This is a genomic window from Qingrenia yutianensis (assembly GCF_014385105.1).
Taxonomy (GTDB): domain Bacteria; phylum Bacillota; class Clostridia; order UMGS1810; family UMGS1810; genus Qingrenia; species Qingrenia yutianensis.
Genome location: NZ_JACRTE010000006.1, coordinates 1 through 14329, shown reverse-complemented (window position 1 = coordinate 14329; position 14329 = coordinate 1). Strand labels below are relative to the sequence as shown.

The 14329-nt window shown below is 41.8% G+C and carries 13 protein-coding genes; all 13 read left to right on the top strand.

Annotated features, from left to right (window positions below):
- The first annotated feature begins 17 nt into the window (after window positions 1–17).
- On the top strand, window positions 18–1043 hold the full coding sequence (rfbB, locus tag H8706_RS06410) for a dTDP-glucose 4,6-dehydratase (protein WP_262431961.1): 1026 nt from the start codon (window positions 18–20) through the stop codon (window positions 1041–1043).
- On the top strand, window positions 1043–2158 hold the full coding sequence (locus H8706_RS06405) for a glycosyltransferase family 4 protein (RefSeq protein ID WP_262431960.1): 1116 nt from the start codon (window positions 1043–1045) through the stop codon (window positions 2156–2158). The genes rfbB and H8706_RS06405 overlap by 1 nt, the downstream gene beginning before the upstream one ends.
- Before the next feature lie 18 nt (window positions 2159–2176).
- Entirely contained in the window at window positions 2177–3364 is a 1188-nt protein-coding gene (locus H8706_RS06400; RefSeq protein ID WP_394354538.1) for a glycosyltransferase family 4 protein, read from the top strand.
- A gap of 24 nt (window positions 3365–3388) precedes the next feature.
- Window positions 3389–4219 carry an acyltransferase family protein gene (locus tag H8706_RS06395; RefSeq protein WP_262431958.1) on the top strand — a complete coding sequence of 277 codons (831 nt, stop codon included), beginning with the start codon at window positions 3389–3391 and terminating at the stop codon, window positions 4217–4219.
- Between the two features lie 182 nt (window positions 4220–4401).
- Window positions 4402–5583 carry a radical SAM protein gene (locus H8706_RS06390; protein WP_262431957.1) on the top strand — a complete coding sequence of 394 codons (1182 nt, stop codon included), beginning with the start codon at window positions 4402–4404 and terminating at the stop codon, window positions 5581–5583.
- 19 nt (window positions 5584–5602) lie between these two features.
- Window positions 5603–6622, top strand: coding sequence for an acyltransferase (locus H8706_RS06385; protein WP_262431956.1), 1020 nt, complete (start codon window positions 5603–5605; stop codon window positions 6620–6622).
- 45 nt (window positions 6623–6667) lie between these two features.
- A complete protein-coding gene (locus H8706_RS06380; RefSeq protein ID WP_262431955.1) occupies window positions 6668–7675 on the top strand; it encodes an acyltransferase family protein in 1008 nt (335 codons plus the stop codon).
- A gap of 11 nt (window positions 7676–7686) precedes the next feature.
- Complete coding sequence (locus H8706_RS06375; protein ID WP_262431954.1) at window positions 7687–8736, top strand: NAD-dependent epimerase/dehydratase family protein; 1050 nt, start codon at window positions 7687–7689, stop codon at window positions 8734–8736.
- Between the two features lie 70 nt (window positions 8737–8806).
- Window positions 8807–10039 (top strand): nucleotide sugar dehydrogenase, encoded by a 1233-nt coding sequence (locus tag H8706_RS06370; RefSeq protein WP_262432073.1) that lies wholly within the window; start codon window positions 8807–8809, stop codon window positions 10037–10039.
- Between the two features lie 31 nt (window positions 10040–10070).
- Window positions 10071–11219, top strand: coding sequence for a glycosyltransferase family 4 protein (locus tag H8706_RS06365; RefSeq protein ID WP_262431953.1), 1149 nt, complete (start codon window positions 10071–10073; stop codon window positions 11217–11219).
- Window positions 11220–11232: 13 nt separating this feature from the next.
- Entirely contained in the window at window positions 11233–12315 is a 1083-nt protein-coding gene (locus H8706_RS06360) for a glycosyltransferase (RefSeq protein ID WP_262431952.1), read from the top strand.
- 47 nt (window positions 12316–12362) lie between these two features.
- Window positions 12363–13514, top strand: a complete 1152-nt coding sequence (locus H8706_RS06355) for a polysaccharide pyruvyl transferase family protein (RefSeq protein WP_262431951.1) — start codon at window positions 12363–12365, stop codon at window positions 13512–13514.
- A partial coding sequence (locus H8706_RS06350) for a 4Fe-4S binding protein (RefSeq protein WP_262431950.1) occupies window positions 13511–14329 on the top strand: 819 nt, incomplete at its 3' end. The genes H8706_RS06355 and H8706_RS06350, both read left to right, overlap by 4 nt.

Genomic DNA, 14329 nt, shown 5'->3' with positions numbered 1-14329 from the left:
TTTATTTAGATTATAAGATGAAAAAAACAGTTATCGTTACCGGCGGAGCCGGATTTATCGGAAGCAATTTTGTTTTTCATATGCTTGCAAAATACCCCGAATACAGAATTATATGTCTTGATAAGCTTACGTATGCGGGAAATCTTTCGACATTAAAATCAGTGATGGATAACCCGAATTTCAGATTTGTGAAAGATGATATTTGCGACCGCGAGGCGGTTTACAAGTTGTTTGAAGAGGAGAAACCCGATATTGTGGTTAACTTTGCGGCAGAATCGCACGTTGACCGTTCAATAGAAAATCCGGGAGTTTTTCTTGAAACAAATATAATGGGTACTGCAACGCTTATGGACGCGTGCAGAAAATACGGAATTGAGCGTTATCACCAGGTTTCGACCGATGAGGTATATGGTGATTTACCGCTTGACAGACCCGATTTGTTCTTTACCGAAGAAACGCCGATACACACTTCGAGTCCGTATTCGTCATCAAAGGCATCGGCAGACCTGCTTGTGCAGGCGTATAACAGAACCTACGGTTTGCCTGTGACAATTTCGCGCTGTTCAAACAATTACGGTCCGTACCATTTTCCGGAAAAGCTTATTCCGCTTATGATTGCAAACGCGCTTGCGGACAAGCCTCTCCCGGTGTACGGCGAAGGACTCAACGTCCGCGATTGGCTTTATGTTGAGGATCACTGCAAGGCGATTGACCTTATAATACACAAAGGCAGAGTAGGCGAGGTTTACAATATCGGCGGGCATAACGAAAAGACAAATATCTATATTGTTAAGAAAATACTTGAACTTTTGGGTAAACCCGAAAACCTTATCACATATGTGGCGGACAGGAAAGGGCACGATTTGCGCTATGCGATTGACCCGACAAAAATTCACAACGAACTCGGCTGGCTTCCCGAAACAAAATTTGACGACGGGATTGTTAAAACTGTGAACTGGTATCTTGAAAATCAGGAATGGTGGAAGAACATCATCAGCGGAGAATATCAGGATTATTACGAAAAGATGTATGGTGACAGATAATGAAAATAGCAATGTTAGGACACAAAAGAATACCGTCGCGCGAAGGCGGAGTTGAAATTGTCGTCGGTGAGCTGTCGTCGCGAATGCACGAAAAGGGTCACGACGTTACAGTTTACAACCGAAGCGGTGCGCACGTTTCCGGCAAAGAGTTCGGAACGGTTGACGTGAAAGACTACAACGGTGTCAAGCTTAAAAAAGTGTTTACACTGAATGTTAAAGGTCTTGCTGCAATGACATCGTCGTTTTGTGCAGCAGTTTGTGCGGCATTCGGAAAGTACGACGTTGTTCATTTTCACGCCGAGGGACCCTGCGCTATGATGTGGATACCTAAAATGTTCGGCAAACGCGTTGTCGCAACAATCCACGGTCTTGACTGGCAAAGGGCAAAATGGGGCGGTTTTGCGACAAAATATTTGCAGTTCGGCGAAAAAGTCGCCGCAAAATGCGCCGATGAAATTATTGTCCTTTCAAAAAATGTTCAACAATATTTTAAGGATACATATAACCGCGACACACGGTTTATCCCCAACGGAATTGATAAAATGCCAATGCAGGACGCTGATATTATCAAGCAAAACTGGGGACTTGAAAAAGATAACTACATTCTGTTTTTGGGGCGGATTGTTCCTGAAAAAGGAATTTTATATTTGATAAAGGCATTTAAAAGCATCAAAACCGATAAAAAACTTGTGATTGCGGGCGGTTCGAGTGATACGACGGATTTTATGAATGAAATCGAGCGTGAGGCCGTTGATGATGACAGAATTATTTTTACGGGATTTATTCAGGGGAAAACACTTGAAGAGCTTTACAGCAACGCGTATATTTACGTTTTGCCGAGTGATCTTGAGGGTATGCCGATAAGTCTGCTTGAGGCTATGAGCTACGGGAATTGCTGTGTGGTTTCGAGTATTCCCGAGTGCACCGAGGTTGTGCAGGATAAGGCGGTTGTTTTTGAACAGGGAAATGCAGATGCCTTGAAAAATACGCTTCAGTCGCTTTGTGACACTCCCGATACAGTGAAAAAATATAAAAACGGTGCAAGTGATTATATTTGCTGTAAATATAACTGGGACGATGTGGTTGATAAAACGTTGGAATTGTACGAAAGGTAGGACAACGTGAAGATTTTAATGGTTAACAAATTTCTGCACCGAAACGGCGGAAGTGAGACGTATATATTCAAATTGGGTGAGGCACTGGAGCAGCATGGACACGAGGTTCAGTACTTCGGTATGGAACACGAAGGCCGCTGCGTGGGTAACCGGGTCAATGCTTATACATCTGATATGGATTTCCACGGCGGCAGCAAACTGAGCAAGCTGACTTACCCGATCAAGACCATTTACAGCAAGGAAGCAAGAGAAAAATTAAGACTAGTACTAGATGACTTCAAGCCGGATGTTTGTCACCTGAACAATTTTAACTACCAGCTAACACCTTCCATCATTCTGGAAATCGTGAAGTGGCGTAAGGAGACCGGAAGGGATTGTAAGATCATCTTCACGGCGCATGACTACCAGCTGGTCTGCCCGAACCACATGCTGAACAATCCGAACACCCACCAGAACTGTGAGAAATGCCTCGGCGGCCATTTCGTGAACTGCATGAAAGGCAAGTGCATCCACGGTTCCACGGCAAAATCTGCCATTGGCATGATGGAAGCCGAGTTCTGGAAGTGGAAGGGTACCTATAAGTACATTGACACCATGATCTGCTGCTCTGAGTTCATGAAGACCAAGATGGACAGCAACCCGGTGTTTGCGACGAAGACCGTGGCGATGCACAACTTCATCGACAAGGTGGAGTGGAAGAAAACAGAGAAAAAAGACTATGTCCTCTACTTTGGCCGCTTCTCTGAGGAAAAGGGCATCGGCACACTCATTAAAGTCTGTAAGGAACTGCCAGACGTGCAGTTCATCTTCGCCGGTACTGGCCCGCTGGAAGAGACAGTAAATGGTATTAAGAACATCAAGAACGTTGGCTTCCAGAAAGGCGAGGCACTGGGAAAGCTCATCCGTGAGGCACGGTTCTCCATCTATCCGTCTGAGTGGTACGAGAACTGCCCGTTCTCCGTTATGGAATCCCAGATGTACGGCACACCGGTACTGGGAGCAGACATTGGTGGCATCCCGGAGCTGATTCAGGTTGGCAAGACCGGCGAGCTGTTTGAAAGCGGTAATGCCGAAGATCTGAAGAAGAAGATCGAGAAGCTCTGGGCTGATAAGAAGCTGTGTGCGGAGTACAGTGCGAACTGTAAGGACATCAGCTTCGATACCATTGATGAGTATTATGAGAAAATTATGAAAGTGTATCAGTAAGACTGGTATGTGAGGAGAGAATTTGTGGCTACAAAAGCGGATCGATATGAGGGAATTGACGGTTTGAAGGCATATGCCATCATTGGCATTGCACTGATGCACGTCCTCGCAAACGGAGAATATGGAATAGTAGGATTTGTGTTTGAACGGCTAATACCATCTTTCACGAACCTCGTTTTCCTTTTTATGATGGTCAGCGGTTTTGGTATGTGCTGTGGCTATTACCAGAAAATTGTTGACCAGAAGATCAGTGTAGAGGATTTCTACAAGAAACGGTACATCAAGATCTGGCCGTACTTTGCACTGCTTTGTGCGTTAGACTTTGTGATTTCACCAAGCAAGGAATCCTTGTTTGAGGTTTTCGCAAACTTGACTTTATGTCAGGGACTTCTGCCAAATGCGAAGATTTCGGTTATTGGTGTGAGTTGGACACTGGCAGTCATTTTTGTGTTCTACATGCTGTTCCCGTTCTTCTGCTTCCTGATTGGAAATAAGAAGAGAGCATGGGGAGTAGCTGTTGTAGCACTGGTGTTTAACTGGTTATGCACTAATTACTTCAAAGCAGGGAGGACTAATATCGTCTACGATGCAATTTATTTTATCGCAGGCGGTCTGATCTTCCGCTATCGGAAAGAGCTGGCCGAGTTTGCATCGAAGTACAAGATTGTTGCCGCGGCAATTCTGCTGATTGCCACAGTTGCTTATTTTGCTTTAGGTGACAATACACTTACGATGCTGTTCTTTTGTGTGGCAGCACTGGTCTATACCCTCGGATGCAAGCGGGGGGTCTGGTCAATCCAGTTGCCAAGTTCCTCGGTGGTATCAGCTTCGAGATTTACCTGTGCCACATGGTAATTTATCGTGTGCTTGAGAAGCTACACCTTGTTCATCTATTTGAAAAATTGGTCTGCTGGCATATATTTTCACAGCTGTTGCAGTCATCTGCGGTTCGGTTGTGTTCTCGGTATGTGCCAAGTGGTTCTTAAATAAAATCGAAACATTCTTAAAAGAGAGAGTAAACAATAGGAGAGTTAATCATGTCTGAAGAAAAGAAGTTAAATGGTACGGTCATCGTTACTTATCGTTGCAATGCGCGTTGCTCTATGTGCAATCGCTATAAAGCGCCTTCCAAGCCGGAAGAGGAAATCAGCATCGAAACCATTAAGAAGCTGCCGAAAATGTACTTCACAAACATCACCGGCGGTGAGCCGTTTATCCGCACCGATCTGAAGGATATCGTGCGTGAACTGTACAAGAAGTCCGACCGTATCGTTATTTCGACTAATGGTTTCTTCACCGACCGTATCGTTGACCTGTGCAAGGAGTTCCCGCAGATCGGTATTCGTATCTCTATTGAAGGTCTGGAGCAGACCAACAACGAGATCCGTGGTCTGCAGAATGGCTACCAGCGTGGTTATGGCACGCTGAAGAAACTGCGTGAGATGGGTATGAAGGATGTCGGCTTTGGCATGACTGTTCAGGATAAGAATGCTCCTGACCTGGTTCCGCTGTATAAAATCTCCGATGAAATGGGCATGGAGTTCGCAACTGCTTCTCTGCACAATAGCTTCTACTTCGTTGAGGCTAAGAATATCATCCATGATCGTCCGATGGTTGCAAAGAACTTCGAGAATCTGGTCAATGAACTGCTCCGCAGCAACAGCCCGAAGAAATGGTTCCGGGCTTACTTTAACCACGGTCTGATCAATTACATCTACGGCCAGAAGCGTCTGCTGCCTTGCGATATGAGCTTCGATACCTTCTTCATCGACCCGTATGGTGATGTTATGCCTTGTAATGGCACCAAGGATAAAGAGGTCATGGGCAACCTGAACAACCAGACTTGGGATGAACTGTGGAATAGCCCGGAGGCTGAGAAGGTTCGTGCAAAGGTTCGTTGCTGTGACCGTGATTGCTGGATGATCGGTAGTGTTTCTCCGGCGATGCATAAGTACATCTGGAAGCCGGCTACCTGGGTTCTGGTTCATAAGTTCAAGGCTCTTTTCACCAAGCATCCGTACAGCATGTATGAGTTGAAGATTTGCCGTGACTACCGTGATGGTAAGGTCACCAGAGAAGATCTGGATAAGTGCAGCACTTGCGATATGAACTGTGTGATCAACAACGGTCTGAGTGAGGCAAGTAAAGAGCAGCTGGAGCATAAAACCGGCGAGGAAATCGTGGATGCTGATATTGCACAGCAGATGAAGACGAAGTAAAAGTAAAAGGAGAGGACAAATGGGAAAGAAGAAAAGAATTGAATGGGTGGACATAGTTAAGTATGTCTGCATCATAATGGTGATGCTTTCCCATCTTGAAACAAGAACAGAAGTTTGGAGAGCTTTTTATACACCTTTTTTCTTGACGGCTTTCTTCTTTACGGCTGGGTATGTATATAAGCCAAAAGGTAGTTTCAAAGAATTTATGTTTAAAAAGTTTAGGCGGTTATTTATACCGTGGCTGGTTTTTAGTGTTTTTGACATTGTGCTTTCGCAGATGATTTCGTTTAATGCACATGAGAGTTTGCTTGAAGAACTGATGCGAAATTTTCTTCAAATCAGAGGACAAGGCGATTTGATCTGGTTTGTAGCGGCGTTATTTGTAGCGTTTGTGCCATTTTATTTTTTTATTCAATGGTATGAAGATGAAGTTGATAAAGTAAGCGGGGGTTACAGGAGCAAATGCGTAATACTAATCATAATTGCATGGCTCCTTTCGCTTGCTAGTATCCTGTATACACGACTAGTTCCAGCAAATACGTTTCCATGGAATAGTACAGCGCTTCCTTGGCACTTGGAGTATATGTTTCAGGCTATGTTTTACATGGTTACTGGTTATATGTTTCGACGTAATATGGAAACTGAGTTTGATAAGTGCAATACACAAAGGACGAGAATAGCAGTTCTAATAGTATATTTGCTCTTAGTTTTTATTCCGTTTTTTGGAAAAATTGAACTGCCGATGATAGCAGGTATCCTGTATCGGTATCTCTTGTCGGTTGTGGGAATTATTGAATTAGTGTCGATAGCAAAAGTTGTAAGTACTAACAGATATATCAACTATGTAGGACAAAATACTTTGATTTATTTTGCTCTGCACGGAAAAGTGTATAGCGCTATCCAGACGCTATTAAAAAGGTTCATGGCATCTTTATTATGCAACTGTTTTGAACAACGTAGTAGCATCATCAGTATTTTGCTTGGGATTGTCACTTGTTCTGTCAGTGATTTTGATACTACCTGCATATGTCATAAATAGATGGTTCCCGTTCATTGTAGGGAGAAGTAAATGAGGGTGAGTTAAATGAATGAAAAGGCAGCGGTAAGAACAAGAGAAAAATGGGTCGATGATGTAAAAGTCATTGCCTGTATATTGGTTGTGCTAGGTCATTTCTTCCAAAGCATGACGAAGGCGAATATTCTGTCCGAAAATGATTTATATGAGTGGTTCAACACAACGATTTATTACTTCCACGTGCCGCTGTTCTTTATTTGTAGTGGATATCTGTATCAGAAGTACAGCAAGGTAAACAGTGTAGGCAGTTGGTATAGAAATGTAGCGAAAAAAGTGCTGGCACTCGGCGTACCATATGCGACTTTTACGACTGCTACATGGGTACTGAAAAAAGTGTTCTCAAGCAGTGTCAACGACCAAATCGGCGGTCTAGGAGAAACATTGTTCCTTCATCCAACAGCACCGTACTGGTATTTGTACGCATTGTTCTTCATCTTTCTTGTTACGCCGACTTTTAACAGTGTGAAAGCAGCTGCAGTTGGATTAGTAGTTGCACTGGCTGCAAAAAGTCTAATTTTGACGGGGGGGTACAGCGTTTACGCAGTATCGACAGTTCTCTCAAACGAAATCTGGTTTGTACTCGGCATGAGCATTTGTGTATTTAACGTGCAATTGAAGGGCAGAAAAGTACAAGGAATGATATGCGGAGTGCTGTTTATAATTCTGAGCATTATGGTATATACGGCGGAAATCAGCAGTAGTGCAGTCTCTTTCGTAATGGGATTATTGGCTTGTGTGGCTGTTATCATGATGGTGGTGGGTTTTGAGGAAAAGTTCGGTAGAGGCATGGATTTTCTTGCAAAATACACAATGCCGATTTTTCTGATGCATACGTTGTTTGCGGCACCAATGAGATCAGTCTTACTGAAGTTGGGTATCGGAAGTTCTGTGATTCATGTGGTGCTGGGACTAGGAATTAGCTTTGTGGGTCCAATCATTGCAGCTTGGATTATGAAGAAAACGAAGTGGTTGGAGTTCTTCCTGTATCCGAATAGATTTGTGAAGATAAGAAATTGAGGAGTAAAAATATGAGCACAGTAACTTTAGATAAAAAAACAATTTTAGTCACAGGCGCGGCGGGCTTTATAGGATCCAACCTTGTGAAGCGAATCTATCAGGAAGCGCCTTCCGCTACGGTTATCGGCATCGACAATATGAATGCCTACTATGATGTAGCACTGAAAGAGTTCCGTCTGAACGAGCTGGCCAAGTATCCCACATTTACTTTTGTCAAAGGCAACATCGCTGATAAGGAACTGATCACTAAACTGTTCGAGAAGTACAAGCCATCTGTGGTCGTCAACCTTGCAGCACAGGCTGGTGTGCGTTACTCCATTACAAACCCAGATGCTTATGTGGAATCTAACTTGGTCGGCTTCTTTAATATCCTCGAAGCCTGCCGTCATAGTGAGAGTCTAGAGCATCTGGTGTATGCTTCTTCTTCCTCCGTCTACGGTTCCAACAAGAAGGTTCCGTACAGCACAGATGATAAGGTGGATAATCCTGTTTCTCTTTATGCAGCAACCAAGAAATCTAATGAGTTGATGGCACACGCCTACTCCAAGCTCTACAACATTCCTTCTACTGGTCTGCGCTTCTTCACAGTGTATGGTCCTGCAGGCCGTCCTGACATGGCTTACTTCGGATTTACCAACAAGCTGGTGAAGGGCGGAACCATAAATATCTTCAACTATGGCAACTGCAAGCGTGACTTTACCTATGTGGACGATATTGTCGAGGGTGTTGTCCGTGTGATGAAGAAGGCGCCGGACAAAAAGAATGGCGAGGACGGTCTGCCGATTCCGCCGTATGCAGTTTACAACATCGGCAATCAGAACCCGGAGAATCTGCTGGACTTCGTGCAGATTCTGAGTGAGGAGTTAGTGAGAGCAAAAGTTCTGCCGGAAGATTACGACTTTGAGGCACACAAGGAACTGGTTCCGATGCAGCCTGGTGATGTGCCTGTGACCTATGCAGATACCAGCGCACTGGAGCGTGACTTCGGGTACAAGCCGAGCACAAGTCTGCAGACTGGATTAAGAAAGTTCGCTGAGTGGTACGCTGAGTTTTATAAGTAAGGAAAGTTTCATATTGGCACTTTGCTGATTACAAATAAAGGAGATAAATATCATGAGAGAACTTAAGGATTTGAAGATTGCTGTGGCTGGTACTGGTTACGTGGGTCTTTCCATTGCTACGCTGTTATCTCAGCACCACAAGGTGACTGCTGTGGATATCATCCCTGAGAAAGTGGAACTGATTAATAACAAGAAGTCACCGATTCAGGACGAATACATTGAAAAGTATCTGGCAGAGAAAGAACTGGATTTGACCGCAACTCTGGATGCCAAGGAAGCATACTCTGATGCTGACTTTGTAGTCATCGCAGCACCGACAAATTACGATAGCAAGAAGAATTTCTTTGACACCTCTGCAGTGGAAGCTGTCATTAAACTGGTCATTGAGTATAACCCGGAAGCTATCATGGTTATCAAGAGCACCATCCCGGTTGGGTATACTGCAAGTGTTCGTGAGAAGTTCCACTGCGACAATATCATCTTCAGCCCGGAGTTCCTGCGAGAGAGCAAGGCATTGTACGACAACCTTTATCCTTCCCGTATCATTGTTGGTACTGATGTGGATAATGCTCGTCTGGTAAAGGCGGCACACACTTTTGCAGAACTCCTGCAGGAAGGCGCAATTAAAGAGAACATTGACACTCTGGTTATGGGCTTTACTGAGGCAGAGGCAGTTAAGCTGTTCGCCAACACCTATCTGGCACTGCGTGTCAGCTACTTCAACGAACTGGATACCTATGCTGAGATGAAGGGGCTGAACACTCAGCAGATCATCAACGGTGTTTGCCTGGATCCTCGTATTGGTACTCATTATAACAATCCGTCCTTTGGCTACGGTGGATACTGCCTGCCGAAAGACACCAAGCAGCTGCTGGCGAACTACGCCGATGTACCGGAAAACCTGATTGAAGCTATCGTCGAGAGCAATAGAACCCGTAAAGATTTCATCGCCGACCGTGTGCTTGAAATTGCTGGTGCTTATGAAGCAAACGACAGCTGGGATGAGAGCAAGGAAAAAGAAGTTGTTGTTGGTGTATACCGACTGACCATGAAGAGCAACAGTGATAACTTCCGCCAGAGCTCCATTCAGGGTGTCATGAAGCGCATCAAGGCTAAGGGTGCAACTGTGATCATCTATGAGCCGACGCTGAAAAATGGGGATACGTTCTTTGGCAGCCGTGTTGTTAATGATTTAGAGGAGTTCAAAAAACAGAGCCAGGCCATCATAGCGAACCGCTATGACAAGTGCTTGGATGATGTGAAGGATAAGGTTTACACTAGAGATATTTTCCAGCGTGACTAAGGCAAAGTGATTTCTTGTGAAGGATGCAGAGATGAAGATACTGATTATTCGAAACTATCCGTCTTATATGGCGGTTAAGAACAATACATATAATATTCAAGAAGTTGGTTTGGCAAAGGCGCTAGTACGAAAAGGACACATTTGTGATATCGTTTTTTGGACAGATAAGAAAGAAGAAACAATAACGATACCGGTAGATGATGTCGGGAGCATTCATGTCTTTTATAGACATGGAATGACAATGCTAAAAAATACGGTATATAAAAATTGTGAAGATTTGTTTAATCAGTATGATGTCCTTCAACCGTGCGAATACAATCAGATGCAAGCGTGGATTTTGGCAAAAAAGTATCCTGAAAAAACTGTGATTTATCATGGCCCTTACTTTAGTCCATTCAATAAACATTACAACTTGATGTGTAAAGCATTCGATGCGATTTTTCTTAAGCGATATATCAAGCAGAAAACCTCCTTTATTGTTAAAAGTAAAATGGCAAAGGAATTTCTGATAAGTAAAGGGATATCTTCACAAAACGTAAAAACGATAGGCGTTGGTATTGATGCTCAGATGCTGTCAAATGACAGAAAAAAATGTTCAGAACCGCTGTATCAGGCAATGACCGATGACCATAGTAGTATGAAGCTGCTTTACATTGGGCGATTTGAAGATCGTAGGGACATTCCTTTTATAATTGATGTCTTCCAGAAAGTTCTTGAGAAAAATGTGAACGCACGGCTGTACATGATTGGAACAGGAGATCCAGAGTATATAAAGAAAGTCTTTCTGTATATGGAAAACGCTGGCGTTCGAGATAAGGTGGTTTGTCAGGAAAAGATGGAGCAGAAATATCTTTCTTGTATATACAAACAAGCAGACTTTTTCTTGTTACCAACGGAGTATGAGATTTTTGGAATGGTTCTTTTAGAGGCAATGTACTACGGAAATATTGTACTAACAACTCGAAATGGCGGTTCCAGCACATTAATTGAGCATGAAGAAAATGGATTTGTTTTTGAAAAAAAAGATGCTCTACAGTGGGCAAATACAATTTTGAATGTTACGGAAGAAAAGAAAAAATTAATCCAAAAGAGTGCGGAAGAAACAATTTCAAATGGGTTTACATGGGATAAACTTTCAGAGGAGTTTTTAAATGTGTATAGAAAAAAATCGGAGAGATGAGAGTGGAAAGAATATGAAAGAAGTTATTATTGCTACCGGTACGCTTGGAGGAGGAGGAGCAGAGAGAGTTTTTTTAAATATTGCAAATGAAATGGCTGAACGCGGAATTTGCGTTAGAGTTCTTGTCACAGGTTCACGACCTGCGCAGAGCTATCCTCTAGCAGAAGGTATTGCAGTAGATAAAATTGCATCTAAGAAAAAAAACAAGGCGCTGAAAATATTTGATAAATATCTTCAGTTCAGAGAGTATTTTAAACACCATGAGAATAGTACGGTGATTTCTTTTTTTCCTGATGTAAGTGCCTATTGTGTTCTGGCATCTGTTGGATTGCATAATAGAAATATTGTGTCAGAACGTAATGATCCAAACATAATTCCAAGAAAAAAATTCATGAAAAAAATCCGTAATACTGCATTTAGATATGCAGATTGCTGTGTGTTTCAAACCAGTGATGCAAAGAATTATTTTCCAAAGAGTGTACAAGAAAAAGGTATCATAATTGCAAATCCAATCAGTTCTGAAAAACTACCGGATCCTTGTGATTTAGGTGATCGAGAAAAACTTGTTTTAGCTGTTGGCCGTATTGTTCCGCAGAAAAATTTTTTGATGTTAATTAAGGCTTGGGAATTGATTGAAAATAAGTTCCCAGAATATGTGCTGCATATTTACGGAGATAAAACATATAGAGATGGTGTGTTTGCTGAAGAACTTCAATTGTATATTGATAATCATAAATTACGGGAGAGAGTTTCTCTAAAAGGCTTTTCTAACAATATTTATGCAGTTATGAATCGTGCAGCGTTGTATGTTTCTTCTTCTGATTTTGAGGGTATGTCTAATACGATGCTGGAGGCAATGGCAATGGGAGTTCCGACAATTGCGACAGACTGCCCTATCGGAGGAGCGAAAGCAGTAATCAAAGATGGTAAAAATGGAATTTTGGTTCCCGTAGGTGATGAGAAACATATGGCAGCAGCAATAGAGAAGCTTCTGAGCAATCCAGAAGAATGTAAAGAGCTATCCACTGAAGCCAAGAAGGTGCGCGTTAATATGTCAATTCAAAAGGTATGTGATGACTGGATTAAGCTGCTCTAATTTTGAATAGAAAGGAGTACGCATTACTCAATGCGCGTGGTATAAAGATGAAACGAGTGATTATTTCAGGCGGTAATTTTGTAAATAAAGGCGCTGAAGCAATGCTATATGTGACTGCGAATGAGTGCTTTACTCGATTTGATGGGTGCGTTTGCAGTGTGCAGTTAGCAGAAGGTTTTTTCGAAATAAGGTCATTGGAAGATTTGAATCGATTAGCTAATAGCAGTGTTAAGAAAATGCAATCTGGCGGCAAAATGAAAAAGCTCATAGCAATGTTGGAAGAATACAAACGAGCAGATCTGATGCTGGATATCAGCGGATATGAACTGTGTTCAAAGTTGGGAAATTATCCGACGCTGCGCTACCTTTTTAAAATAGCACTGTGTAAATGGACTAAAACAGAAGCAGCTCTTATGCCACAATCGTTTGGTCCCTTTAGTTATGACGGAAAAATTAAATATATTATTCGGCTTTTGATAAGGAAGTATTTAAAATACCCATTAGTTTGTTTCGCTAGAGAGAAAAAAAGTGCGGAAGATTTGAAAAAAATTGCACCAAAAGCTAATGTGCAGATATCATCGGATCTTGTCTTACAAAATTCTCGGATTTTCGAAGCGGCTAAAGATTTTTTCCAAGATAGTAATATCAAGATTAAAAATGAAAGCGTTGGTCTCGTTGTAAATAGACGTCTATATGAACAGTATGGTCACGACCGCATATTGTCGAAATATATAGTTATTGTGAACACGATACTAGAAAAAAAGAAGAATGTATATCTATTATGTCATGCTACCGATGATTTGAATATTTGTAACGAGATTAAGAAAGAGTTTAACAATGAGCATAGAGTTGTTATATTGAATGAGGTGCTTTCTTGTTTTGCTTTTGAATCACTGGTAAAAAATTTTGACTATATAGTTGCTGCAAGATATCACTCTATTGTACATTCCTATAAGGAGTGTATCCCTTGTGTTGCACTGGGGTGGGCAGTTAAATATCAAGAGTTATTAGGTCTTATGGGACAAAGTAAATATGTTCTTGATGTTGGGGACGTAAGCAACATCGTAATAATTGAAACACTTGAAAGAATGGATAAAAATCATAAAGTGGAAGAAGAAACAATCAGGCAGAACTTGAATAAAGTGCAGAAGGAAAATTGCTTTGATGAATTGGAAAGGCGATTGAGGAAGAAAAAATGAGTAAAAGTATACAGCAAGTTGTTAATAGTGGACAATGCTGTTCATGTGGAATTTGTACTGGCGTTTGCCCTAAATCGGCAATTTCATTGGAAATGAAAAAAGGAATACCGACACCAAGAATACATGAAGAAAATTGCATTCAATGTGGTCTTTGTGTTGATGTTTGCCCGGGTAAATCAGGCATAGATGAAGCGGTATCTCTAAAATCAAATGAGGTGAAAACATATTGTATAGGCGATTATAAAGCCACAGAGATATGTCATACCACTAATGAGGCATTGTTAAAAAAAGCAACATCTGGTGGAGTTATTTCAAGTATAATTTCCACATTACTCAGAGAAAAAAGTGTTTATGGATATGTAGCTGCCTTTGTTGTAAAGTCGAATAATTTTGAAACAACGGTCAAGACTGAAATATGCAAAGAACCTGAACAAGTAACAGGAAGTGAGAAATCTAGGTACATATCAGTTTCTCAAGAGGACGTTGTGCGATATATGCTTGCACATAGAGAAGAGAAGATAATTGTTACGGGAACAAGTTGTGCAATTCAAGGAATATCTAATGTTATTCGAAAATTTCATTTAAAACGTGAAAATTATCTGCTAATTGGTCTGTTTTGCGATAAACTAATGACCTATCATGTGTGGGACTATTTTAATAGCATTCATAATAATGAAGGAATTCTTACTGAATTGTATTTTAGAGATAAAGAAAAAAATGGGTGGCCCGGGGATTTAAAGCTGGTGCAGAAGAATACAACGGAAGTTTTACCAAAGAAAATGCGATCTCAAGTTAAGGATTTCTTTTGCCATCCG

Coding starts and splice junctions, on each gene's coding strand:
- rfbB (WP_262431961.1), top strand. CDS start 18: ATGAAAAAAACAGTTATCGTTACCGGCGGAGCCGGATTTATCGGAAGC.
- H8706_RS06405 (WP_262431960.1), top strand. CDS start 1,043: ATGAAAATAGCAATGTTAGGACACAAAAGAATACCGTCGCGCGAAGGC.
- H8706_RS06385 (WP_262431956.1), top strand. CDS start 5,603: ATGGGAAAGAAGAAAAGAATTGAATGGGTGGACATAGTTAAGTATGTC.
- H8706_RS06360 (WP_262431952.1), top strand. CDS start 11,233: ATGAAAGAAGTTATTATTGCTACCGGTACGCTTGGAGGAGGAGGAGCA.
- H8706_RS06355 (WP_262431951.1), top strand. CDS start 12,363: ATGAAACGAGTGATTATTTCAGGCGGTAATTTTGTAAATAAAGGCGCT.
- H8706_RS06390 (WP_262431957.1), top strand. CDS start 4,402: ATGTCTGAAGAAAAGAAGTTAAATGGTACGGTCATCGTTACTTATCGT.
- H8706_RS06375 (WP_262431954.1), top strand. CDS start 7,687: ATGAGCACAGTAACTTTAGATAAAAAAACAATTTTAGTCACAGGCGCG.
- H8706_RS06380 (WP_262431955.1), top strand. CDS start 6,668: ATGAATGAAAAGGCAGCGGTAAGAACAAGAGAAAAATGGGTCGATGAT.
- H8706_RS06365 (WP_262431953.1), top strand. CDS start 10,071: ATGAAGATACTGATTATTCGAAACTATCCGTCTTATATGGCGGTTAAG.
- H8706_RS06400 (WP_394354538.1), top strand. CDS start 2,177: ATGGTTAACAAATTTCTGCACCGAAACGGCGGAAGTGAGACGTATATA.